The following is a 23,125-nucleotide window of genomic DNA, read 5'->3' as shown; positions in this document are numbered from 1 at the left end:
TAGATCGAAAATGGTTTAATGACTAAGCCTTAAACCCACGCCCCGAGCGCTGACTGGAATGCTTCTTACCATCTTTGTCATAGGTAGACGTGCCTTCGAAACGTAGTTGGTCTACGACGCGGCGTAATTGCTCTACATTCTCTTGGCTTTCGTTAACTAGCGCGCCGTTGACTTCGTTATGCTGTTGGCATTCGCTCAGCAGGGATTGGAGCACTTCAACGCGTTTGGCGAGATCGCTGTCGGTTTTTAGCTGTTCGGCGTGTTGGGCGAGGGTTTGGTCGGTTTGTTGGATGGCGTCGAGCAGTTCGTGTTTTTGCTTGGTGACGGCTTGTAGCTGGCTCATGTCGTCTTGAACCAGTGATTGATTTTCTTTTTCCAACAAGGAAAGCAGCAACGTGAGTTGCTGCTCTTGAGTATCCAGTAGCTTACTTAACATCACCAAGGCCGATTAGAAAACTTTATTGAGTTCGCCTTCGAAAGCGCCCATTTTCTTGGCTACTTGGTCGGCATCGACTTTGTAGCTGCCGTCAGCCACGGCTTGCTTGAGCGCTTCAACCTTCTCACTACGGTTAGCTGGATCGCTAAGTAAATTCTGCTGAATACGAGTCAGTTGTTGAGCTTCGTCGGTCAGCATTACTGAATCCTGGGCGGCGGTAGACCCTTTTGCCTCGGCTTTATCTAGGCCTGGCTGTCCTTTTTCAGCGCTTCGATTGGTATCGAGCTGGTTTGGGCGGTTTCCGCTTAAGTTGTTAATATTGATAGCCATTATGGCGCCCCACAGTTTATATGTACTTCGTATTCAGTAAAGCTATCGGCCTTGCCTCAATTAACTTTACTACTTTTTTGAGAAAAACCTAAAAATTAACGCTGACCCGGCCCAACCCGACAACACGCCCTGTAACGATGCGCTGTGACTGGTTGTTTCTGATGCGTATGTTATCACCCAAGCTGCCGTCAGACAAAGCTGTCCCTTCGGTCGAAACGCTAAGCCCGCCTACGCCTGCAGAGATATTGACGATGTCGTCTTTGCAAACAATGCAGATGTCGCGGCCGGTAATTACGCGGTCTTTGCGCAGCTGTCGTTTCACCTTAGCGCCGAACAGATCGGATGGGTCTATATAGTAGTTGCCACGAGCCAGGTTGCTTGGCACGTAGCTGAGTTCAAGTGTTGATGCGTCGAGGGTGGTGCCAGGGTCGAGATTTTTGACCACCGTGACCGCCGCAACTAACTGGGTGATGCGCACCGGAATATAGAGTCGCCAATTAATGTCTTCAGCACAGGTAACTAGCACACTGGTGTTACGGCGCACTTCGCCGCTGGCCAGCTCAAATTGAAAATCTGAAGGGCAGTCAATGATTTGGGTGCGCGGGTCGAGGGTGTTGGCGGTGAGCTCTGTTTTGGTAGCGGGGTCTTGATCGACGAACTCCGCCACAAAGGCTTCGGCACGAGATTGCAGCTCTACATGCTTGTCAGAGGCGAAGCTAACGAAACTGGTTAAAAGACCAGCGACAACCACTAAAAAATTAATCATATCCGCACTGATTCCGATAAATCACTAAAAGCCCTTTGGTTTTTGTCTATGCTTAGGTAGTCTGCAACACATTGAACGAACATCTTCGTCAAAGACTCGACGTTCTGAGCATGGACGATGAAATCAACAAGGGGCTTGCAAATTTGGTGCCTTGTTTAGTCAGGAGAGACCTTTAATATGGCCGGGATTCTGGATTCAGTTAATCAGCGTACGCAACTCGTCGGGCAAAACCGCTTAGAGCTGTTGCTGTTTAAATTGGTTGGGCGTCAGCGTTATGGCATTAACGTGTTCAAAGTAAAAGAGGTGCTGCAATGCCCCCCTTTAACAGCCTTACCTAAGTTGAATTCTGTTATTCGTGGGGTTGCTCATATCCGTGGGCAAACCATCTCGGTTATCGACCTCAGCCTTGCAACCGGCGGCCCAGCCATCAAAGACTTGAGCAAGTGCTTCATTGTTATCTCTGAGTACAACCGCAGCGTACAAGGCTTCTTGGTCGATTCGGTTGAGCGCATCGTAAATATGAACTGGGAAGATATTCTGCCACCGCCACAAGGCGCGGGTAAGTTTAACTACCTAACGGCTGTTACTGAGGTCGACAACGAGCTTGTTTCTATCTTAGATGTAGAAAAAATTCTTGATGAGATCTCGCCGGTTGATACCACAGTAAGCGAAGAGATCGTCAAAGAAGCGGCAGAGAACGTTCAGCTGGACAAGAAAATCTTGGTGGTTGATGACTCATCGGTGGCGAGGAATCAGGTTAAAAAGGCCGTTGTGTCACTAGGTGTCGATGTGCTGCTTTGCAAAGATGGGCGAGATGCGCTCGATATGTTGCTAAAGATGGCGCAAGACGCGCCGATTACAGATCAGATTGCCTTGGTGATATCGGATATCGAAATGCCAGAGATGGATGGTTATACCCTCACTGCAGAGGTACGCGCCAACCCTGATTTAAAAGACCTGCACATTATTTTGCATACCTCGCTTAGTGGTGTGTTCAACCAGGCGATGGTGACAAAAGTAGGGGCCAACGACTTTATCGCGAAGTTTAACCCAGATGAACTTGCCGCCGCCGTGCGTAAGTCTATATAGATGTTAATGCCTAAGTTTCGGAATTCCGCATCTTGAGAAATATAACCGAAGATGTCTACAAACAGTTCTGTGCGTTCCTGGAACAGCAGTGCGGAATTGTTTTGGGGGCAAATAAGCAGTACCTGGTAAAAAGTCGTCTTTCGCCGTTAATGGCTAAGTTCGACATTGCCAGCTTGAATGAGCTGGTTCAGCGCTCGATGAGCTTGCGAGAACGCGATTTGCGTGCTGCGGTAGTCGATGCAATGACCACCAATGAAACGCTGTGGTTCCGTGATACATACCCCTTCCAGTTATTAGGCGAAAAGCTACTGCCCGAGTTTAAAGGCTTGGCGCGGCCGGTTAAGATCTGGTCTGCGGCGTGCTCGTCGGGGCAGGAGCCTTACTCTATCGTGATGTCTGCGATGGAGTTCCAAAGTAAGCGGCCTGGCATGATTAAGGGTGTGCAGGTGGTGGGAACTGATATTTCTCCATCGATGCTCGATCACTGTAAACAGGGGATCTACGATTCTTTGGCGCTTAACCGTGGATTATCGCCGGAGCGCAAGCGTCAGTTTTTTGAACCTGCCGATAATGGTCGTTATCAGGTGAATGCGAAAGTTAAGCAGCACGTAAACTTTCGGGCCCTAAACTTGCTGGATAGCTATGCGCTAATGGGCAAGTTCGACATTATCTTTTGCCGCAATGTACTGATCTACTTTAACGCCGAAGTGAAATCGAAAATCCTCAATCAGTTTGCAAAGGCCCTAAACCCCGGCGGCTACTTGATGCTTGGGGCGTCGGAGTCGATTACCGGCCTGACCGATGCCTTTGAGATGATCCGTTGCCACCCGGGCATTGTTTACAAGCTTAAATAAGCGATTACCCATCAGGGGCAATGTTTGCCGCCCCTTGCCGCTTCACCCGTCCTTCACCAGACTAGGGTAGGCGGCACATCCTTCTAAACCCCCAGAAATACGGCGTCAATAAAACTTGGCATAACGGTTGCTAGATATACCTCGAGACATAATGTGAGGTAACTATGGCAATTTCATTTGATAAAGCACTAGGCGTGCATCAACACACAATTGGCGTGCGAGCCCGCCGCTCAGAAGTGCTAGCGAGTAACATCGCCAACGCCGATACCCCACATTACAAAGCGCAAGACATTGACTTCAAAAAAGCGATGGCACAGGCCAAGAGTGGGCAGCAAGCCTTTCGGTTAGCGACTACCCATGAAGGCCACCTGACTGCTGGCAAGATGCGTCCTCTGGACCAAGGCTACCGGGTTCCCGATCAGCCTGACACCGGTGACGGCAACACTGTCGATATGCAGCAGGAGAAGGCCATGTTTATGCAGAACGGTTTGGAGTACCAAGCGGGTATTACCTTCCTGAATTCCAAGTTCAGTGGTTTGCAAAAGTCAATTAAAGGACAGTAATCATGAGTTTTTTCAGAGTATTTGATGTAAGTGCTTCAGCGATGAAGGCGCAATCTGTTCGATTGAATACCACCGCCAGTAACTTGGCAAACGCTGATTCGATTAGCAACAGCGCCGAGGGTACCTACCGTGCTCGTAAGCCGGTGTTTGCCGCTGAGCTGCAAAACGCCCAGCACAGTGCTGATTCTGTGGGTGTACAAGTGGCCGGTATCGTTGAGAGCGATGCGCCGCTGCGTATGGAGTATTACCCCGAGCACCCGCTGGCCAATGAAGAAGGCTACATCTTCAAACCGAATGTGAATGTGATTGAAGAGATGGCCGACATGATGAGTGCCTCGCGCAACTATCAGGCAAACGTTCAGGTCACCGAAGCAGCTAAGCAGATGCTAAACAGCACCTTGACCCTTGGTCGCGGTAACAGTTAAGGAGTAGGGCGTGTCAACAGTATCACCTCTTCAAAATAGTGGATTGTATTGGGAGCCGGAATCGATTGTTCCGGAGCAGCAGAGCCAGCAGCTCGATCAAGAAGACTTCTTCTCACTGCTGACCACCCAGTTGCAATACCAAGACCCGAGTAAACCGGTGGATAACGCCGAGATGATTGCCCAGATGTCGTCTTTCCAAACCTCGGAAGGGATCGTTGAGCTTGGCAAGAAAATGGATGATTTGAACTCCATTATGAACTCTCAAGCCGCGTTGCAAGCATCCACCTTGGTAGGCCAACAAGTATTGGTACCGCTGGATTACGGCTATAGCGATGGCACAGGCTTCTCGGGTGTGGCAGTGGCCAGCTCAGATGCCAGTAACGTGAGCGTTACCGTCGAGAACAGCGTGGGTGAGACGGTGGCAACCATTCCGATGGAAGGCGGCGCCGGTAACCTTAAATTTGAGTGGGACGGCACACTGGCCGACGGCAGCGCCGCTCCAGCAGGTATTTACAACGTAACGGTATCGGCAACCCAAGGTGGCAAGCAAACCTCTTTGCCAACGGCTACCTATGCAGATGTGGGTAGCGTGAGCCTGGGCAGTTCGACCTCGGGTGTAGTAGTGAATCTAAATGGCTTGGGCGGCATCTCTATGAATGATGTGCTGGAAGTCGCGAAGGGATAACCCCAATAAAAGAAAGATAGGAGATTGAGAGATGTCATTTAATATCGCTCTAAGTGGGGTAAACGCCTCGCAAAAAGATCTGGACGTTACCGCGAATAACATCGCGAACGTTAACACCGTCGGCTTTAAAGAGTCGCGTGCTGAGTTTGCTGACGTGTACGCCACCTCGATTTTTACCAACGCCCAAACCGCGGTAGGTAACGGTGTAAAAACCATTGATGTGGCCCAGCAGTTCCAACAGGGTAGCTTGCAGTTCACCCAGAACTCGCTGGATTTGGCGATTAGCGGCGAAGGCTTCTTTGTTACCGCGTCTGACCTAACCACTCAGACTCGCGAGTTTACCCGTGCTGGTGCCTTTAAGCTGAACTCAGAGAACTTTATTGTTAACTCTCAGGGCGATTTCCTGCAAGGCTATACCGTAAATGCCAGTGGTACGCCTTCTGCGGTGAGTATGGCTGCGACTAAGCCGATTCAGATCAGTGCTGAGGTAGGTACGCCTACCATGACCACTGATATTGGTATGAGCTTCAACCTACCTGCAGGTGGTACAACACACGACATTTCTGATTTCAACCCTGCTGATAGCGACACTTATACTTCTGCAACTTCAGTTACCGTATACGATAGCCTTGGTGGCGCGCATGTTACTGAAACCTATTTTATCAAAGATGATACCCTGACAAATACATGGCACAAGGTGGTGTACATTAATGGTCAGCCAGTCGATATCGAAAATGGTGATGACAACAGCGTTGGTGGTCCAAATCCTCCTTCAGCTGGTAACCCTAACCAAGATATTCCCCGATCGGCGAGACTTGAGTTTGACAGTGCGGGCCAGTTAATTAATACCGTCCCGGCGATCATTCAAACAATTCCACTGGGGGACACTACTCCCGGCGCTAACGTCCCAGGTGCTCCTTGGGATGCTTCCGTTGATCCAAACCAACAGCTGTTGTTTAACTACGGCAACGTAACCCAGTTCAACTCTGCCTTTGAGGTAAGTGATTTGTCTCAAAACGGTTCTACCGTAGGTAAACTGACGGGCATCGACATTAGCCCAGAAGGTCTGGTGGTAGCCTCTTACTCAAACGGTACTACCACCAATATCGCCAAAGTGGCGGTGGCTCAGTTTAACAACAACCAAGGTCTGGGCCAGATTGGCGACACCGCTTGGCAGCAAACTCAACGAAGTGGTGAGGCGATTGCCGGTGAAGCGAATACCGGTACCTTTGGTAAGATTAACTCGGCCTCGTTAGAGCAGGCCAACGTTAACCTGACCGAGCAGCTGGTAAACCTGATTAGCGCCCAGCGTAACTTCCAGGCGAACTCGCGAGCGCTGGAAGTAAACTCCACCTTGCAACAAACCATCATTCAGATCCGTTAATCTGACGGTAGCGATGAATAGCGGGAGGCCTTGGCCTCCCGTTTGCTTTTCTGGCGCCGTAAGTTATTAAAAATCCTAAATAATTCCAGTAATTACTCTTCCTTTCCCTCCTTGGCATCAAGCTTGCATTTTTCCTTAAAAAAGTCAGTCATTTGACGAAGGAAAAAAAATGGACAACTTGCTGTATATCGCGATGACCGGGGCAAAGCAGAATATGCATTCGCTGTCGGTAAGGGGTAACAACCTTGCCAATGCGAATACCACCGGTTTCAAAGCGGACTTGGAAAACGCCAGAACTATGCAGGCCTTTGGGCCGGGCATGCCTTCTCGGGTGTTTGCTATGACCGAGCGTCCCACCCAGAACTTTGAAGGGGGAGGGATCCGCACCACCGGTCGAGATCTTGATGTTGCTATTAAGGGCGATGGTTGGATTTCGATTCAGGATAAAGACGGTCAAGAAGCGCTAACCCGCAACGGTAACTTCACTATCTCGCCAGCCGGGGTATTGCAGACCAGCTCAGGGCAGCCGGTACTGGGTAACCAAGACGCGCCAATTATCATTCCTCTGCCGGTTGAGAAACTGCAGATCCACGAAGACGGTACGGTTGAGATCCGCCCTGAAGGCGCACTGCCTGACGCGCTGGAAGAGATTAACCGCATCAAGCTTAGCCGCCCAGACTATGCGGCGTTGACCAAAGGGGAAGATGGCTTGTTCCGTCGTACCGATGGCCAAGGCATTGTACCCGATGCCACCGTGGGCGTGATTAAAGGCGCGTTAGAAGCAAGTAACGTCAATCCTGTTCAGGAAATGACCCACATGATTAGTTTACAGCGGCAGTTTGAGATGCAAGTCAAAATGATGAAAACCGCCGATGAGAATGACCGAGCAGCAAGCAGTCTGCTGCGTCTAACCTAGGATCAAGGAGTAAATTATGCATCCTGCACTTTGGATTAGTAAAACAGGGTTAGATGCCCAGCAAACCAACGTTTCGGTAATTTCGAACAACCTGGCGAATGCCAGCACCGTGGGTTACAAAAAATCCCGCGCCGTGTTTGAAGACTTGCTGTACCAAACCATTAACCAACCGGGCGGTCGTTCTTCGCAAAACACCACCATGCCTTCGGGCTTGATGATTGGTGTGGGTGCCAAAGTCGTGGCCACCCAAAAAGACCACCAACAAGGTAACGTGCAAACCACCGATAACGCCTTTGATTTAATGATCAACGGCCGTGGCTTTTTCGAGATTTTGATGCCTGACGGCAACATTGCCTACACCCGCAATGGTCAGTTCTCGCTTAACGAAGATGGCACCATCGTGACTCCGGGCTTTGGCTACCCGCTGCAGCCTGAGATTCAGGTACCAGAAGATGCGCAAAGTTTTACCGTGGGTGAAGACGGTGAGGTGAGTGTGCAGGTGGCCGGTCAGGCGGCAAGCCAGGTGATTGGTCAGATTACTATTACCGATTTTGTAAACCCTGCGGGTCTTGAGCCAGTGGGACAAAACCTTTATTTGGAGACCGGCTCGAGTGGTGCCCCTCAACAGGGTATTGCGGCCGAAAACGGACTGGGTGGTATTCACCAAGGGGCCTTAGAGACCTCGAACGTGAATGTTACCGAAGAGCTGGTCAATCTTATTGAAGCTCAGCGGGTCTATGAGATGAACTCGAAAGTTATCTCTACCGTGGATCAGATGCTGAACTTTGCAACTCAACAGCTATAAGCATTGAGGTGTTGTATGTACAAGTTAACCTTTTCTCTGTTGTGCCTGGGTCTAGCCGGTTGTGCCAGTGTCAACAACGCGATTGTGCCTGACGATCCTGCGTTTGCCCCAGTTTATCCAGAGGAGCCCGCCATGGATGCGCAGGTCACAGGGTCGTTATTTACGGAAAACTACGCCAACGACTTGTATGCTGATCGCACTGGTATCTACCTGGGTGACACCCTTGTGGTCAACCTGCAAGAGCGTACCCAGGCCAGCAAATCAGCGACCAACGAATCCAGTAAATCGAACAATATCAACGTCGGCCAAGTCACCACGCCATGGGGACCTGCCACTATTAATGGAGCGCCTATTCAGTTTGGCTACTCCGGTGACAGCGACTTTAGTGGCGAGGCTGATGCTGCCCAGAGTAATAGCCTAAGTGGCTCCATCGCGGTGAACGTGGTGAAAGTGCTGAATAACGGCAACCTGGTGATTAGCGGCGAGAAGTGGCTGATGTTGAATAACGGTAACGAATATATTCGTCTAACCGGTATTGTTCGCCCGGAAGACGTGGGTCCTGATAACACCATCCCTTCACTGCGTGTGGCAAATGCCCGCATCCAGTACGGCGGTACCGGCGATTTTGCCAATACCACCCAGAAGGGATGGCTAACGAAATTCTTTAACAGCCCGCTGTGGCCGCTGTAAGCAAAGGCCCGCAAGGGGAGTAACACTATGTTGAACAAACTTCTAACCGCATTGGTACTGGCACTGACGCTAAGCCAAATCAACCTGGCGCAGGCCGCTCGGATCAAAGATGTGGCCAACGTGCAAGGGGTTCGCTCGAACCAACTGATTGGTTACGGCCTGGTGGTGGGCTTGCCCGGCACCGGTGAGCGTAACAGTGAGTTCGCTGAGCAAAGCTTTGCCACCATGCTGCGTAACTTCGGCATTAGCATGCCAGAGGGCAGCAACTTGCGGATCCGTAATGTAGCGCCAGTGGCGGTACATGCGGAGCTGCCGCCATTTGTAAAGCCCGGCCAGACTATCGATATCACGGTATCGGCAGTGGGCGAGGCAAAAAGCTTACGCGGCGGAAGTTTGTTGCAGACCTTCTTGAAAGGTGCCGATGGCGAGGTGTACGCGCTTGCTCAGGGTAACCTTATTGTTGGTGGCTTTGGCGCCGAGGGGGCCGATGGCTCGAAGGTGATCTCTAACACGCCAACGGTTGGCCGTATTCCTAACGGCGCGATTGTGGAGCGCGAAGTCCCATCGCCGTTTATGCAGGGCGATACTATTACTTTTAACTTGAAGCGTTCTGACTTCACCACCGCGAAGCGCATGGCTGACACGATTAACGCCCTAGTTGGCCCCAATACGGCGATGCCGTTGGATGCTGCTTCAGTACGGGTGTATGCACCGCGTGACCCAGGTCAGCGGGTGGCCTATCTGTCTACGCTGGAGAACCTGACCTTTGAGCCTGCCTCGGAGTCGGCACGGATTATTGTTAACTCGCGTACTGGCACGATTGTGATCGGCAAAGATGTGCGCTTGTTACCAGCGGCGATTACTCACGGCGGCTTAACTATTCGTGTTTCTGAAACACCGTTTGTCTCCCAGCCCAATGCCTTGGGTAATGGCCAAACGGTGGAAGGTACCGTCACCGATATTCAAACCGAGCAAGCGGATTCACGTATGTTCCACTTCGACCCGGGCGCGTCGCTCGACGACTTAGTGCGCGCGGTGAATCGGGTAGGGGTTGCACCGGGCGATTTGGTATCTATTCTCGAAGCGCTTAAGCAAGCGGGTGCCATCCAAGGCGAGTTGATGGTGATCTAAATGGTAATGCGTCCCCTAGAAAACACGGCTGGCAGTAACTACCACGACATCGCAAGTCTTGATGAGCTGCGTAGCGCTGCGCAAAAAGATGAAAAGAAAGCGCTGCAACAGGTTGCTGGCAAGTTCGAAGGTATGTTCATGCAGATGCTGTTAAAGCAGATGCGCCAAGCGAACGCGATGTTTGAAACCGACTCGCCGCTGAACAACCGACATACTCAAACCTATCGGGATATGTACGATAACCAGTTGGCCACCGAGTTGTCGTCTTCCGGCGCGCTCGGCCTGGCTGATTTGATTGTTGCCCAGCTCGACCCTGACTCCTCGGATATTAAGCCAGCTGCCTACGTTCGTGGCGATGAACTCCACTATCTGACCCAACGAGCACGTGCTGAAAAGCAATCTATTCCATCCAATCAGATTGTTGGCACGAATACTGAATATTCTACTGTGTTGGCTACGCAAGCAGCTGAAAATCAAACTAAAACTACGAATATTGCCAGTGCGGACGGCAACCCGGCTGAGGTAGGCAAAGCAGAAGGGCAACAATTTGCCTCTCCTGAAGAGTTTATCAGCAAGATGATGCCGTTAGTGGAGAAATGGGCACCCAGGCATGGACTCGATCCTGCTGTGGTGGTCGCACAAGCCGCACTGGAATCGGGTTGGGGGCAACGGGTTATGGCAAAAGGTGATGGAAGCAGCAGCTTCAACCTGTTCGGCATCAAAGCGGATCGTCGCTGGGATGGCGACAAAGCGATTGTCAGTACTCTGGAGTACCGCGGTGGTGAAGCTCGACGTGAAACCGCCTCGTTCCGCGCCTATGGCTCGTTCGAAGAAAGTGTTCGGGATTACCTTAAGTTTGTTCAGTCGCCGCGTTATCAACAAGCCTTAGCCAATGCTGGCGATGGCGAGCGTTACGCCGAGGAGCTACAGGCGGCAGGTTATGCCACCGACCCTCAGTACGCGAACAAGATAAAAAGCATTATGAATGGACGGTATTTCCAGAGCTTCGGCTCGGCCAGTGACAATGTGGAGTAACGATCACTATGGCGATGAACGACTTACTAACGATAGGTACATCCGGTGTTACCAGTAGCCAGCGGCTGCTGATGACTTCAAGTAACAATATTTCCAATGTTAATACGCCGGGTTATACCCTGCAGCGAACCTTCTATACCGCCGATGTAATGGGCGGGGTGCGAGAGGGCTACACCGAGCGGGTGATTAACAACTTTGCTCAGTCGCAAATGTTCCGCGACTTGTCTACCTATCGCAACCGCGAAGCGTTTTTACAGGAAGTGAGCAACATTGATACGATTTTGAGTGATGATGCATTGAACATCAGCCCGAAAATCGATGATTTGTTCACCCAACTGCACGCCGTGACCGATAACCCTACTGCGTTATCTACGCGTGAGCTGGCACTGTCTCAGTTTGGCGCCTTGTCTGATCGCTATAAGACCCTTTCTGATCAGTACACCATTCAAGAGAATGCAATTAATGAAGACCTCGAGGTAAAAGCCGATGAGGTTAACGTGCTACTTCGTAACATTCATGAGATTAACCAAGAGATCCAAGCCTTGGGTGGCAGCCCGCTTGACGGCGACAAAGCGACCTTGGCTGATAAGCGCGATCAGGCGATTAAAGAGCTCTCTGAGTTGATGGCGATTAATACGGTTGACGATCCCAACGGTACTCGTTTGGTGTTCCTACAGTCGGGGCAGTCGCTGGTACTGGCCGGCGATGTTGCGCAAATCAATATGGTATTAGGGGACCCTGACAACACCCAGCGAGAAATGACACTAAGCCTGGCTGGTGTTCCTCGAGTGATTGGCTACGACGATATCGGTGGCAAGATCGGCGGGCTGATGGAGTATCGCAAGAGCGTGATGGATGTGAGCCGCAATCAATTGGGGCAACTCGCGATTGCCTCTATGGATGCGTTTAACAGTCAAAATCGCCTAGGTATGGACCTAAATGGTGACCTAGGGCTGGATATCTTTACCCTTCCCACATTTGAAGGCAGGGAGCTTAGCTCAAACACCGGCACCGGTCAGATTGACGGTAGTTTTTTGCCGGGGCAGGGCGATGAAGTCACCGCTTACGATTATCGCGTTACCTTTACCTCTGCAACAACGTTTGAAATTCAACGTTATGAAGGCGATAAGCCAATCGACGCAGTCGTCGCAGGCTCCACTCCGCCGACTAATTTTGAGATTGATGGCATGGAGCTGGACCTTAGCTCCGGAGGTTTTGCTGCAGGTGACCGATTTATTCTACAACCAACTCGTGATGCGGCGGTGCAAATGACGGTCGCGATGACTCAGCCAGAGAAACTGGCGTTCGCAGCGCCCATTCGCGTCGAACGTGAGCTGAATAACCGGGGCAGTGCAGATATCACTATCGACGATATCTACGATACCGATCCTGCGACCAGCTACTTCACCTCGCCGGGTGGTTACGATATCAACGGTCCGCATGAAGTGAGAATTAATGCCGCGGGTGATTACGAAATTTATGATGGTACGGGTACCTTAATGGGGACCGCGCCGGCTGCATCTGCGGGACAACAAGTTTTTGCCAGCGCAGGTTTAACACCTGATCCGGGCTTCGATATCAATATCGACGGTGATGCGATGCAAGGTGATGTGTTCAACGTGGGCTATAACACCGAAGGCTTTAACGACAACTTCAATGCCTTGCAGTTTGTTAACTTGCAGCAGCAAGATGTGGTGCGTAAGAGCCTGGCCACCACCGGTGACAACAAAATGACCATGAACGATGCCTATGCCAGCTTGGTCAGTTTTGTTGGCGGTAAAACCAGTGAAGCTCGGGTTTCGATGGCGGCGGCCCAGTCGCTGTTCGAGCAAAGTGAGCAGCGCCACTTATCCATTTCAGGTGTGAACCTTGATGAAGAAGCCGCAAATTTGGTGCGCTTTCAGCAGGCCTATGCTGCTTCGGCACAGGTTATCAGCGTTGCCCAAGATACCTTTAACACCCTGCTTGGCGCAGTGAGGTAATTGTTATGATGCGAGTATCTAGTCCTAATATTTACCGAAACTCATTAGCTGGTGTGCTTGATGGCCAAGCTCGGGTTGAAAAGACCAACCTGCATTTGATTACCAACAAGCGATTACTTACTGCCGCAGACGGTCCATCGGACATGAGTAAAACCATGTTCTTATCTACCGAAATTACGCTGACTGAGCAGCACTTGAAAAATGCTACCGTTCTCGAAAGCGCCCTGAACTTTGAAGAGTCGGTGCTGGAGGGGATGATCACGGCCGGACAGCGTGCGCGGGTTCTTGGTATTCAATCCGGTGACGGCATTATTGGCGAAACCGAGCGAGCCTCTCTAGCTCAGGAATTGCGTCAAATTCAAGAGCAGTTACTGGACTTTATGAACAGTAAAAGTGCTGATGGCTCTTATATATTCGCGGGATTCCAAACCCACAAACAGCCTTACACATATGATGGTAATGAATATAACTATCAAGGGGATAATGGTAAGAACGATTTAAAAGTTTCTTCGTCAGTATTTATTCAAACCTACGATACCGGGCAGGAAGTCTTTGACAATGTTCAAAAGCGTTTGGGCACTGACGACCTCACTGGTGGTATTAATAGTTATGTAAATGACCAAGCTGCCTACGATAGCTTTCATCATAATAACTACGACCCTTTTACCCCAGCAAATAACATCTACACCGTAAATACGCTTGCGGGGCCACCGGATACCTACACGATTGAAGACAGTGGGGGAACGGTTCTTGATAGCGGGAATTTAGTAGCGGGGATCCCAATCAGCTTTGCGGGTTTAGAGATTGAGATCAGCTCTGCCGCCCCGGCAGCGGAGCAGTTCCAGTTAGAAGACCCAGAGAAGCGCAACATCCTCAATACCTTGGGCGATTTTATTAAAGTGCTGGAAGATCCCACAATCATTGGACAAGCCTACGATGAAGCGCAATCCGACTTTATTGTTGGCCTCGACAATGCGCTAGAAAAGCTCAATCTGACCCAAGGTAGTGTGGGGGCCAGGGGCAACGCTTTGGACTCAGTGAAAGACGCTGCCCGTGCGATGGATGTGATTAACCAGCAATCCAGAGCAACCCTAAGCGAAGTCGATTTTGCCGAAGCCGTGTCAGACTTGCAACGGGCCGAGCTGGCGTTAAACACCTCCTACGCCTCCTACAGTCGCATCAGTCAGTTAACGCTATTTAACTACATTTAAGCCTAAAGATTATTCACATCGAGCCGTTATAAAGGGTGCTTCTATTGAGAAGCACCCTTTTTGTTTTGAAGGATCAAACGGTAAATAAAAAAGTGCTAAAGAAAACAAAAGTGCTGCCGTTAATAAAGTTAAGTCAGACAGAAAACAAAACTGACAGCTAGATAAAACCAATTAATGGTATAAATCGATAGGAGAAGAATCATGGGTTTGTATGTAAATACCAACGTATCGTCAATTAACGCTCAGCGTCAATTGTTCAACTCAGGCAACGGCCTGGACACCGCATTCCAACGTCTATCTTCTGGCTTCCGTATTAACGGTGCGAAGGATGACGCAGCAGGTTTGCAAATCTCTAACCGAATGACCACGCAGATCCAGGGTTTGGATCGTGCAGTACTCAACGCTCAGGATGGTATCTCAGTTGCGCAAACCGCTGAAGGTGCAATGGATGAAGTTACCAACATGCTGCAACGTATCCGAGTTTTGGCGGTACAGTCGCAAGATGGTGTGAACAACACAGACGACCGCTTGGCACTGCAGGCGGAAGTATCTCAGTTGAAAGCTGAAATCAGCCGAGTGGGTACAACCACTAAGTTTGGTGGTATTCAACTGCTAGATGGCTCATACAGCGCTAACTTCTTGGTAGGGGCGAATGCTGGTGAGAACATCACTGTGGCCATTGGTACCTCGGTTACTCAGACTGGTCTGGGCATTACCAATGCGTCAGTTACCTCAGCAGCAGGAGCCAGTGCTGCGATGGCTATGATTGACTCAGCTCTGAAGGCTATTGACCAAGAGCGTGCAAACTTGGGTGCGATTCAAAACCGTTTTGAATCTACCATTCGCAACCTGTCAAACATCTCTGAGAACGTAAGTGCAGCGCGTTCACGTATTAAAGATACTGATTTTGCGAAAGAAACTGCGGAACTAACCCGCTTCCAGATTTTGCAGCAAACTTCGACTACGGTTCTGGCTCAAGCAAACCAACGTCCTCAGGCTGCGCTATCTCTATTAGGTTAATAATAAAAAGAAAGGACGGTGGGGTTCAATCCACCGTCCTCAGACTGCATCAGCGCAATTTACTCTTAGGAGGCTCAATTCCAAAATCAAATAAGTTGCGCCTTTAGTTTCGCTCTCAATCTCCTATCGTTTCGAGCGATTCGGCCAAGTGTGTAGGTTGCACACTTGGCCTTTTTTCGCGGTGGTTCATGCCGCACTAAATATAAAGCAAAGCGTGTGCCAACAATGAATAACAGTTTTTTGGCACTTCAAAATGCCTGATTGCGCGAAAAAACACCTAAATTATGGCAGCAATGACTGCCGATTGCTAGTTGTCCATACTCGCTGAGCCCTTGTCAGCAGGGCGTTGTTGCCTCCTCCACCCCAAAAGCGGCAAGTTTTTTCCGCTTTTTTCGAATTTTTCCTAAAGCTCTGGTTTTACTGGCCGTTAAAGAGAACGAAGTTACTACAACTTTGGTCCATTAAAAGTTGTCTTGGCACAGGTTCAATGCCAAGGGTTCAACAACTTAGGATGGTTTTTAGCTCAGCTTGTATAGGTTCAAAACAGGTTGAGCGAATCTTAGGAGGCTCAAATTATGGCATTAGTTGTCAATACCAATGTGTCGTCACTGAACGCACAACGCCAGCTGTTCAACTCTGGCAACAACCTGGACACTGCTTATCAGCGTCTTTCATCTGGTTTCCGCATTAACAGTGCGAAAGATGATGCTGCAGGTCTGCAAATCTCTAACCGTATGACTTCACAGATCCAAGGTCTTGATCGTGCTGTTATGAATGCTCAAGATGGCATCTCAGTAGCCCAAACCGCCGAAGGCGCGATGGATGAAGTAACCAACATGCTTCAGCGTATGCGTGTTCTTGCGGTTCAATCTCAAGACGGTGTGAACAACACTGACGACCGTTTGGCTCTGCAAGCCGAAGTTTCTCAACTGAAAGCAGAAATTAGCCGTGTAGGTACTACCACTAACTTCGGTGGTACTAACCTGCTTGACGGTAGCTACAGTGCTAGCTTCTTGGTGGGTGCGAATGCTGGTGAGAACATCACAGTGGCAATTGGTACTTCTGTAACTCAGTCTGGCCTTGGTATTACCAACGCGTCAGTGACCTCAGCTGCAGGCGCAAGTGCTGCAATGGCGATGATTGATTCTGCGCTCAAAAGCATCGATCAAGAGCGTGCCAGCTTGGGTGCGATTCAAAACCGTTTTGAATCTACCATTCGTAACCTGTCCAATATCTCTGAGAACATGAGCGGCGCACGTTCACGTATCAAAGATACTGACTTCGCTGTTGAAACTGCTAAGCTGACTCAGTCACAGATTTTGCAGCAAACCAGTACTTCTATTTTGGCTCAGGCGAACCAACGTCCACAGGCTGCTCTGGCGCTCGTATAAGCAAATCGTCAGGACAAATAGAATAACTATGCAGCCACACTTATACTGATAGGTGTGGCTCTTTACGTTTTAGGAGTCTTAGGATGGAGAACAATGTTAACTCAATCGTAGGTGCGGGAAACGCCAACGGCTTGTTGCCCTCGTCCAGCTCGCCCTCCACAAATACCACTCAGTCTGCCGCTAGAGAAAATCAGGCGCAAAACTTGCTTAATAATGAGCAGGTTAGCAGACAGCCGCGTGTCAGCGATCAAGAACAGCTTAAAGAGGTTCAACAACTTCGAGAGCAGCAACGTGAGCAACTGCAAGATGACCGAGAGTCGGTTCAGGAATCGGTTGATTCGCTAAATCAGATCTTGGAAGCCCAGAATCGGGACGTGAAGTTTGTTGTTGATGACAGAAATGGTGAGCTTTTCACTTCAGTTTTCAACCGATCGACCGATGAACTTATTAGAGAGATCCCTAGCGAAGAGTTCCGCGAACTGCAGCAGCGTCTGAGTAATTTTCAAGATGCAATCGGCGAAGCTACGGGGTTGTTTGTTGACCAACTGGTATAAGACTAGCAGTACGATAACAAGGTAAATGAATTATGACTGGCATCACCGCAGCAGGTATCGGTAGTGGCTTAGACCTGGAAGCCTTGATTGAAGTGTCAATCGAGGCGAGGCGAGTTCCCCAACAAGCTCGCCTTGACGAGCAAAAAGAAACCCTAGATGTAACGCTGTCTGCTGTAGGTGCAGTCAAATCTGCAATGAGCTCGTTCTTATCCCAACTGGATAAAGCTAAAAACAGCAATCAGTTCTTCCCTCGCATGGCGCTGGTGGATGGTCAGATTGCCAGTCGAGTTGCAGGCTCAGTTGAAGATGATGATGAGGACGAAGATAGCGACAACTCGACAGAGTCATCGACCGAAACCGAAAGTGGCTACAACGGTCCGTTCGATGTGTCGATGAACAGTCGGGTAGCTAACGGTACCTATGACGTGCATGTCGAACAAGTAGCGCAAGGCTCTCGTTTGACCGGCAGTACAATTTTAGAAAGTGATTCTACGGTAGTAAGCGATGTCGATACCCAACTTACTTTTTCCGCTGGTAGCGGTGATGACGAAGAAACCTTCACCGTAGACGTTACTGCAGGCATGACTCTTCGGCAGTTGCGTGAGGCGATCAACAGCGAAACTGAGAACTTTGGGGTAAGTGCCAACATCATCAATACCGAAAGTGGCTCCCAATTGGTTCTCGACTCTGAGAAAACCGGTGTTGACGAGCTGGGGAATGCCAATAATCTGACGGTAACCAACACTGGCGCTGCAGACGCTACTCTGGACGGATTAATCGGTGGTTTGGCGGTGACCAAAGATGCCCAAGACGCCATCATTGAAGTAAATGGTATCCGCGCGACCAGCAACACTAATACCTTTAAAGAAGTTATCTCCGGTATCGATATCACCGTTCGCTCGGAGACTACCGAGCCCAGCACCCTTGAGATTCAATCTGATGATGATGCTGCTGTTCAGAACGTTCGCGACTTTGTTAATGCCTACAACAAAGTTATCTCTGAGCTAGAGAAATACAGTAAGCCGGAAGCGGTGGTGGAAGGTGACGAGAGCGATCGTAAAGCGCTAAGTGGCGATGCGATGTTCCGTTCGATGAAGAATTCATTGGGCCGAATGGCAACAACGGGGTTTGCACACCCCGATGATCCAGAGCGGGTTATTACGTTCTATGCGTTGGGTATACGCTGGTCTAGCGCCGAGTCGGGTGGTGATATGGGTGATGCACAGCTCACCGTCAACGAAAGTGAGCTGCGTAAGTGGATTGAAGAAGACCAGAATGCTCTGGGCGAGATTTTTGCCGGAGAGGGTGGAATTGTAGACACCTTCTACGGGTTCGTAGAAAGTTTTGAGCAAACTGGCGGTATTCTGGAAACTCGTGAAGACTCGACTAAAGCAGAGATCAAGCGAGTAGAGCAGGCTCAGCTTGCCCTTGACGAAAGAATGGCTGACTATGAGAAAACCTTGCGCGCAAAATACACCGCGTTCGATGTAACCATGGGGCAAATGAACAGCCAGATGAGCTGGTTGTACGCCAACTTAGGTTAGGCGATAGTAAGTTAAGTTATAAAAACGACTATAAATAGATTTTAAGAAACGATAGGAATTGAGCATGTATAAGCATGGTATTAACCAGTACCGTCAGGTGGGAATCAAAGATCAGATTAGTACCGCTGATCCGCACCAGATCACCCAATTGTTGATGCAAGCGGTATTAGAGAACTTATCGGTGGCCAAAGGTTGCCTGGAACGAAACGACGTAGCCAATAAGGGCAAGCCACTAGCAAAGGCTACCTCTATCATCACTTCCCTTCGAGATACGCTGGATCACGAAAAAGGAGGTGAAATCGCTCAAAATCTCCAAGACCTCTATAACTACATGCTTGAACTTATCTCTGAAGCTTCGCTATCTAACAGCGCAGAGAGAGTAGAGGAAGTGATTCAGATTTTCCTACCGATTAAGACTGCTTGGGACCAAATCCCAGAATCCGCCAAGCGCGAAGCTGAACAGCTTCGTCAGGGCTAGCCATGCTTGATCAACAGTTTGAGCGCCTAATCAAAAGTTGTCGTCAGTTGTTAGATAACATCAAAGCGCACTTGGAAAAAGACACCGTTGATCAAGCTGAGCTAGATGGCTTACTTCAAGAGCACCAGTTAGTGTTGGAGCAGTTTTTCGGTAACTCTGAAGAACTTCGCGATGATCAAAAGCAAACACTTCGTGAACATGCCGATGCGCTAAAGTCATTCAGCCATCATTGCGAAAGCCAGAAAGAGTCGCTGGCTAAACAGCTTGGTACGATCCAGCGAGGGCGAAAAATCTCAGCCTTCTACAATCAAAATTCAAAATAAGAAGAGCAGTTCATGCTAAACAGTGTAAATGCCCAGCTTCACTCTGATGAGGCTCGCCAACAGGAACTTGAGCAGCAATTTTCTGGTTTTATCAAACGCAGCTTCCAACAGAACATTAACGCGCTTAGTCAACTTTCTACTGATTTAGCTTCTGCTGTTGGTAGTCACCAACTTCAAGAGCACTCACCAGTAATTACCAAAACACGCCACGTCAATATAAGTAACTACCTTAAAGGAACTTGCTTATACCACAGCAATCCCGAAAAGCAGGTTACCGCTCAGGTTGAACGTTTTTCTCAAAGGGCTTTGCGTGTTGATTGCTCCGAAAAGTATCCAGAAGCCAATATGGATCTGAGTAAGCCCGGCGCTCTTGTAAACGAGTATATTCCAGCGCTAGCCGAGCGCTATGCACCACTCTCCGACGACTCTGATACTTTGGTGATCTTGGGGTGTGGCCTTGGTTTACATATACCTAAACTACTTGCGTTAAAACCGTGGAAGCGGGTGCTGATTGTTGAGCCTTCTTTAGATTTGCTGCACTGCTCTCTATATGGGGGGAAATGGCAAGATGTGTTGAGAAGAGTGTCAAACACTGGATGTGCTTTAGATTTTATCGTTGGTGAGGAAGGTGTCGCAAACAACCATGCGTTGGTTGATTGGTGTGATACGAGTTCTGTTAGTCATTTTGTCCTATACCGCCACTACAACTATGCGGCCTTCAATACTTTAGAGTTTGGTCTTGCTACGGGGCATTTCTCCCTAGCTGAGTCTTCAAAGGCAAGCTGGACGGCTGCTGATGAGGACCGACATTTTGAATGTGAAAACTCTTTGGCGCACTACTTAAACGATGAGACTGATTACTCCTTACCCCGTAAGGTAGCTAGTTATAAAAGCCGTCTTCAGAAAAACTTGGCTGCTTTTAAAACCTCTTTTCCTTCAATAGCAGAAGCTTTTGAGTCATACGATAGCGAAGAGTGGTGTTTGTTTTCACAACCGAATGGGAATCCAAATTTATTCAATATTCGTACTGGTGCTGTTCATGTAATATATGATGCTGTTAAAGAATATTCAGAGTACTTTGATTACTATTGTCGCTCTCCTCGGATGGATACCTTGGATGCCAGAAAGGTTTTTCGTAAACCTAGCCCGTTTATTCATTTTGAATACTCAGATAGGTTGAGAGACCTAGTTCAATCTTTACCCGATGTTTCTTCTCAGGTTCCTAAGAAGGTACCATCATTCATCATGTATGGTTTGGGAATGGGGTACTATACAGAGAGGATCTTGTTAGACTATCAGGTAGATAATTTTATACTCTATGAACCGAGTTGGGACTTTTTTTTCGCATCACTAATGCTGATAGATTGGGCTGAGATAATGAAACGTGCGGAGGAGTCCGAGAGCAATCTGTATCTCAATATCGGTGATGATGGTACCAATATGTACAAAGACATTCATCGTCGCTTTCAGTTTTCTGGCATGCATATCTTGTCCTATACATTTTTCTTTGTTGGTTACTACAGTCAATCAATGGCCGAAAGCCTAAAAAACACTCGCGAGCAACTGAAAGTTTTTTTAAACATAAGTGAATATTTTGACCATTGTTTCTACAATATCACACATACTAATGCTTGCTTTAGAGATAAGTGTTACCTAATGCTCAAGGACAAGTCTGAACAAGTTGAAAAGTTAGTTGCAGAAACACCTGTTTTCGTTATTGGGAATGGACCTTCCATCGATAATTGTATTGATGTCATTAGGAGTAACCAGAACAAAGCTATCATTGTATCCTGTGGTACGAGTTTAAAAGCACTGTATAATCTTGGTATAAAGCCCGATTTCCATGCGGAAGTCGAGCAAACCAATGCAACTGCTCAATGGATTTCTCAAGTTCCAGACAGAAAGTGGTTAAAGCAGATAGCTTTACTATCTGTATGTGGCGTGCATCCCAATGTGGTAGAGCTTTTTGATGATTGTTATCTTGGAATGAAGCTAGGCGAAGCATCCACTGCAACATATAATGCCATCAAACCGTCTTTCAAGAAGTTTCAAGGCATTTATTACTCTTATCCTACAGTATCCAACTGTGCATTGGCTTCTGTTCTCAAACTAGGGTTCAAGCAAATCTATTTGTTCGGTGTGGATTTAGGTTTTAAAGATCCTGACAGTCACCATAGCCGGCATTCAGCTTACTATAAGGCAGACGGAAAACAGCTATATAACTACAGCGCACATGGCACAGGTTTTAGGGTTCCGGGTAACTTTACTGATTACGTGTTTACTAAGCATGAGTTCAAATTTGCTGCAGAAGTCATGGGGCAAACCCTAGCTGAAGAGAAGGGAGTGGAGTGTTACAACACCAGTGATGGTGCTTTTATTGAAGGAACGGTACCACTCCGCCCAGAAAATGTGCTGCTTGTAAATGATGTTGTTGATAAAGCCGGTTTTTTAGAGTTGATAAAAAATCAAGCCTATGATCGGATTAACCCAAGTATAGTTGACGAATATGATGTTAATTACATTAAAGATCATTACCTAACGCACTATGATAAGCTAGAGGAACTTTGGAGCGTGGAGTGTGAATCATGGAGCCAGGTTCTAGATTTGATCGCTCAGCACAACGAAATTTTGCAAAACAGTTCTTCTGACATTAGCTCTTTGTTTTTTGTTCTTAATAGAGGCTCTGCTTCATTCTCCATGAGTTATCTTACTCGTTTAGCTTTCTCTAGCGAGAACGAGCAAGAGTGTATGATACGATTTTCTGAGGGAGTCGTGGTTTGGCGTGAATATCTAAGAGAAATGAGAGATTTTTACATAGAACATTATGGAGATCTGGATAACACTTTGCTCCTAGGGTTTAACAACTAGAGTTAACGTTGTTATATTTAAGCCCTCGCAATGAGGGCTTTTTGCTATGTTCTCATTGCATCTCTTTGTGTGCTGCTAGAAGTTCGCAAAAATACTCATCCAATTCTTGAGAGTCGCTACCAACGAGCGCGTGATACACCTTGCTTGGGAACGCGATCTTGTACTCGCCGTTCACTAAGAATGTTTGTGGTGGCTCATCTTCCGTTTCTTCCTCGTAAAGCCACGCCCCCTGTAGTTCACGAATATATACCTCACCGAGGTATGCGCCAAACATGTAGGAAAGGGTGAATAGCTGTTGGTCATCTAGCGACGCAGTGTTTAGCTTTTGAACTAGCGCGGATACCAACGCCACGCTCTCAAGAGAGCCGTTGAGCTCAATGGAATACTCCTGTAACGCGAAGTCTGACGCATCTTTTGCCGACTGACGCATGAGATCTGCAATGTTTATATCCGACATGGGAATGTGTAATCCTTATGTTATGAGTGACCACTTTAGCCACCGCGTTTTGACGTTGTGTCAATTTCTGTCGGCCTACGACACCCCGTTGTGTCATAAACTTGACGTAATGGCTAAGCGAGTCATGGTTTTTAGTTGCCGAAACTAAAGCAAAAATCACGCCTAATTCTAATATCGCTCCAACTTTG

The 23,125-nt window shown here is 48.6% G+C and carries 24 protein-coding genes; 20 read left to right on the top strand and 4 right to left on the bottom strand.

Features of this window, described 5'->3' with window-relative positions:
• Positions 1-22 precede the first annotated feature (22 nt).
• From G461_RS0116210 to flgA, 3 genes are all read right to left on the bottom strand, one after another.
• Positions 23-436 carry a flagella synthesis protein FlgN gene (locus tag G461_RS0116210; RefSeq protein WP_026972624.1) on the bottom strand — a complete coding sequence of 138 codons (414 nt, stop codon included), beginning with the start codon at positions 434-436 and terminating at the stop codon, positions 23-25.
• Between the two features lie 12 nt (positions 437-448).
• The gene (gene flgM / locus G461_RS0116205; RefSeq protein ID WP_026958036.1) at positions 449-766 is read right to left on the bottom strand and encodes a flagellar biosynthesis anti-sigma factor FlgM; all 318 of its coding nucleotides are present in this window, start codon (positions 764-766) and stop codon (positions 449-451) included.
• 88 nt (positions 767-854) lie between these two features.
• Positions 855-1,532, bottom strand: a complete 678-nt coding sequence (gene flgA / locus G461_RS0116200) for a flagellar basal body P-ring formation chaperone FlgA (protein ID WP_026972623.1) — start codon at positions 1,530-1,532, stop codon at positions 855-857.
• 177 nt (positions 1,533-1,709) lie between these two features.
• Between flgA and G461_RS0116195 the strand changes: the two genes are divergently transcribed.
• From G461_RS0116195 to G461_RS0116100, 20 genes are all read left to right on the top strand, one after another.
• Entirely contained in the window at positions 1,710-2,621 is a 912-nt protein-coding gene (locus G461_RS0116195) for a chemotaxis protein CheV (protein ID WP_026972622.1), read from the top strand.
• A gap of 32 nt (positions 2,622-2,653) precedes the next feature.
• Positions 2,654-3,475, top strand: coding sequence for a CheR family methyltransferase (locus tag G461_RS0116190; protein ID WP_026972621.1), 822 nt, complete (start codon positions 2,654-2,656; stop codon positions 3,473-3,475).
• Between the two features lie 164 nt (positions 3,476-3,639).
• On the top strand, positions 3,640-4,038 hold the full coding sequence (flgB, locus tag G461_RS0116185; protein WP_026958032.1) for a flagellar basal body rod protein FlgB: 399 nt from the start codon (positions 3,640-3,642) through the stop codon (positions 4,036-4,038).
• A gap of 2 nt (positions 4,039-4,040) precedes the next feature.
• Positions 4,041-4,463 carry a flagellar basal body rod protein FlgC gene (gene flgC / locus G461_RS0116180; RefSeq protein ID WP_026972620.1) on the top strand — a complete coding sequence of 141 codons (423 nt, stop codon included), beginning with the start codon at positions 4,041-4,043 and terminating at the stop codon, positions 4,461-4,463.
• Positions 4,464-4,473: 10 nt separating this feature from the next.
• Positions 4,474-5,148, top strand: a complete 675-nt coding sequence (locus G461_RS0116175) for a flagellar hook assembly protein FlgD (protein ID WP_026972619.1) — start codon at positions 4,474-4,476, stop codon at positions 5,146-5,148.
• Between the two features lie 31 nt (positions 5,149-5,179).
• Complete coding sequence (gene flgE, locus G461_RS0116170; RefSeq protein WP_026972618.1) at positions 5,180-6,532, top strand: flagellar hook protein FlgE; 1,353 nt, start codon at positions 5,180-5,182, stop codon at positions 6,530-6,532.
• Between the two features lie 169 nt (positions 6,533-6,701).
• Positions 6,702-7,448 (top strand): flagellar basal-body rod protein FlgF, encoded by a 747-nt coding sequence (gene flgF, locus G461_RS0116165; protein WP_026958028.1) that lies wholly within the window; start codon positions 6,702-6,704, stop codon positions 7,446-7,448.
• A 16-nt stretch (positions 7,449-7,464) separates the two neighbouring features.
• Positions 7,465-8,253 carry a flagellar basal-body rod protein FlgG gene (flgG, locus tag G461_RS0116160; RefSeq protein ID WP_026958027.1) on the top strand — a complete coding sequence of 263 codons (789 nt, stop codon included), beginning with the start codon at positions 7,465-7,467 and terminating at the stop codon, positions 8,251-8,253.
• A 15-nt stretch (positions 8,254-8,268) separates the two neighbouring features.
• Positions 8,269-8,943, top strand: a complete 675-nt coding sequence (locus G461_RS0116155) for a flagellar basal body L-ring protein FlgH (RefSeq protein ID WP_026972617.1) — start codon at positions 8,269-8,271, stop codon at positions 8,941-8,943.
• A 27-nt stretch (positions 8,944-8,970) separates the two neighbouring features.
• Positions 8,971-10,074, top strand: coding sequence for a flagellar basal body P-ring protein FlgI (locus G461_RS0116150; RefSeq protein WP_051326541.1), 1,104 nt, complete (start codon positions 8,971-8,973; stop codon positions 10,072-10,074).
• Positions 10,075-11,109 carry a flagellar assembly peptidoglycan hydrolase FlgJ gene (gene flgJ / locus G461_RS0116145; RefSeq protein ID WP_051333618.1) on the top strand — a complete coding sequence of 345 codons (1,035 nt, stop codon included), beginning with the start codon at positions 10,075-10,077 and terminating at the stop codon, positions 11,107-11,109.
• 14 nt (positions 11,110-11,123) lie between these two features.
• A complete protein-coding gene (gene flgK / locus G461_RS0116140; protein ID WP_026972615.1) occupies positions 11,124-13,091 on the top strand; it encodes a flagellar hook-associated protein FlgK in 1,968 nt (655 codons plus the stop codon).
• A gap of 5 nt (positions 13,092-13,096) precedes the next feature.
• Complete coding sequence (gene flgL, locus G461_RS0116135; protein WP_084429309.1) at positions 13,097-14,302, top strand: flagellar hook-associated protein FlgL; 1,206 nt, start codon at positions 13,097-13,099, stop codon at positions 14,300-14,302.
• Between the two features lie 201 nt (positions 14,303-14,503).
• A complete protein-coding gene (locus G461_RS0116130) occupies positions 14,504-15,322 on the top strand; it encodes a flagellin N-terminal helical domain-containing protein (protein ID WP_026972613.1) in 819 nt (272 codons plus the stop codon).
• Positions 15,323-15,897: 575 nt separating this feature from the next.
• The gene (locus G461_RS0116125; RefSeq protein ID WP_026972612.1) at positions 15,898-16,713 is read left to right on the top strand and encodes a flagellin N-terminal helical domain-containing protein; all 816 of its coding nucleotides are present in this window, start codon (positions 15,898-15,900) and stop codon (positions 16,711-16,713) included.
• An 83-nt stretch (positions 16,714-16,796) separates the two neighbouring features.
• The gene (locus tag G461_RS0116120) at positions 16,797-17,267 is read left to right on the top strand and encodes a flagellar protein FlaG (RefSeq protein ID WP_026972611.1); all 471 of its coding nucleotides are present in this window, start codon (positions 16,797-16,799) and stop codon (positions 17,265-17,267) included.
• Positions 17,268-17,299: 32 nt separating this feature from the next.
• The gene (gene fliD, locus G461_RS0116115) at positions 17,300-18,811 is read left to right on the top strand and encodes a flagellar filament capping protein FliD (protein ID WP_026972610.1); all 1,512 of its coding nucleotides are present in this window, start codon (positions 17,300-17,302) and stop codon (positions 18,809-18,811) included.
• 64 nt (positions 18,812-18,875) lie between these two features.
• On the top strand, positions 18,876-19,289 hold the full coding sequence (gene fliS, locus G461_RS0116110; protein WP_026972609.1) for a flagellar export chaperone FliS: 414 nt from the start codon (positions 18,876-18,878) through the stop codon (positions 19,287-19,289).
• A 47-nt stretch (positions 19,290-19,336) separates the two neighbouring features.
• Positions 19,337-19,612, top strand: a complete 276-nt coding sequence (locus tag G461_RS0116105) for a hypothetical protein (protein ID WP_169727269.1) — start codon at positions 19,337-19,339, stop codon at positions 19,610-19,612.
• Between the two features lie 12 nt (positions 19,613-19,624).
• Entirely contained in the window at positions 19,625-22,480 is a 2,856-nt protein-coding gene (locus tag G461_RS0116100) for a motility associated factor glycosyltransferase family protein (protein ID WP_026972607.1), read from the top strand.
• Between the two features lie 52 nt (positions 22,481-22,532).
• On the opposite strand, the gene G461_RS0116095 is transcribed toward G461_RS0116100, so the two are convergent.
• Positions 22,533-22,937, bottom strand: coding sequence for a hypothetical protein (locus tag G461_RS0116095; RefSeq protein WP_026972606.1), 405 nt, complete (start codon positions 22,935-22,937; stop codon positions 22,533-22,535).
• Positions 22,938-23,125: the final 188 nt, after the last annotated feature.

The organism is Aliagarivorans marinus DSM 23064 (genome assembly GCF_000429485.1).
Lineage (GTDB): Bacteria > Pseudomonadota > Gammaproteobacteria > Enterobacterales > Celerinatantimonadaceae > Aliagarivorans > Aliagarivorans marinus.
Note: the sequence above shows the minus strand (reverse complement) of the source record. Positions and strands in the feature narration are given on the sequence as shown.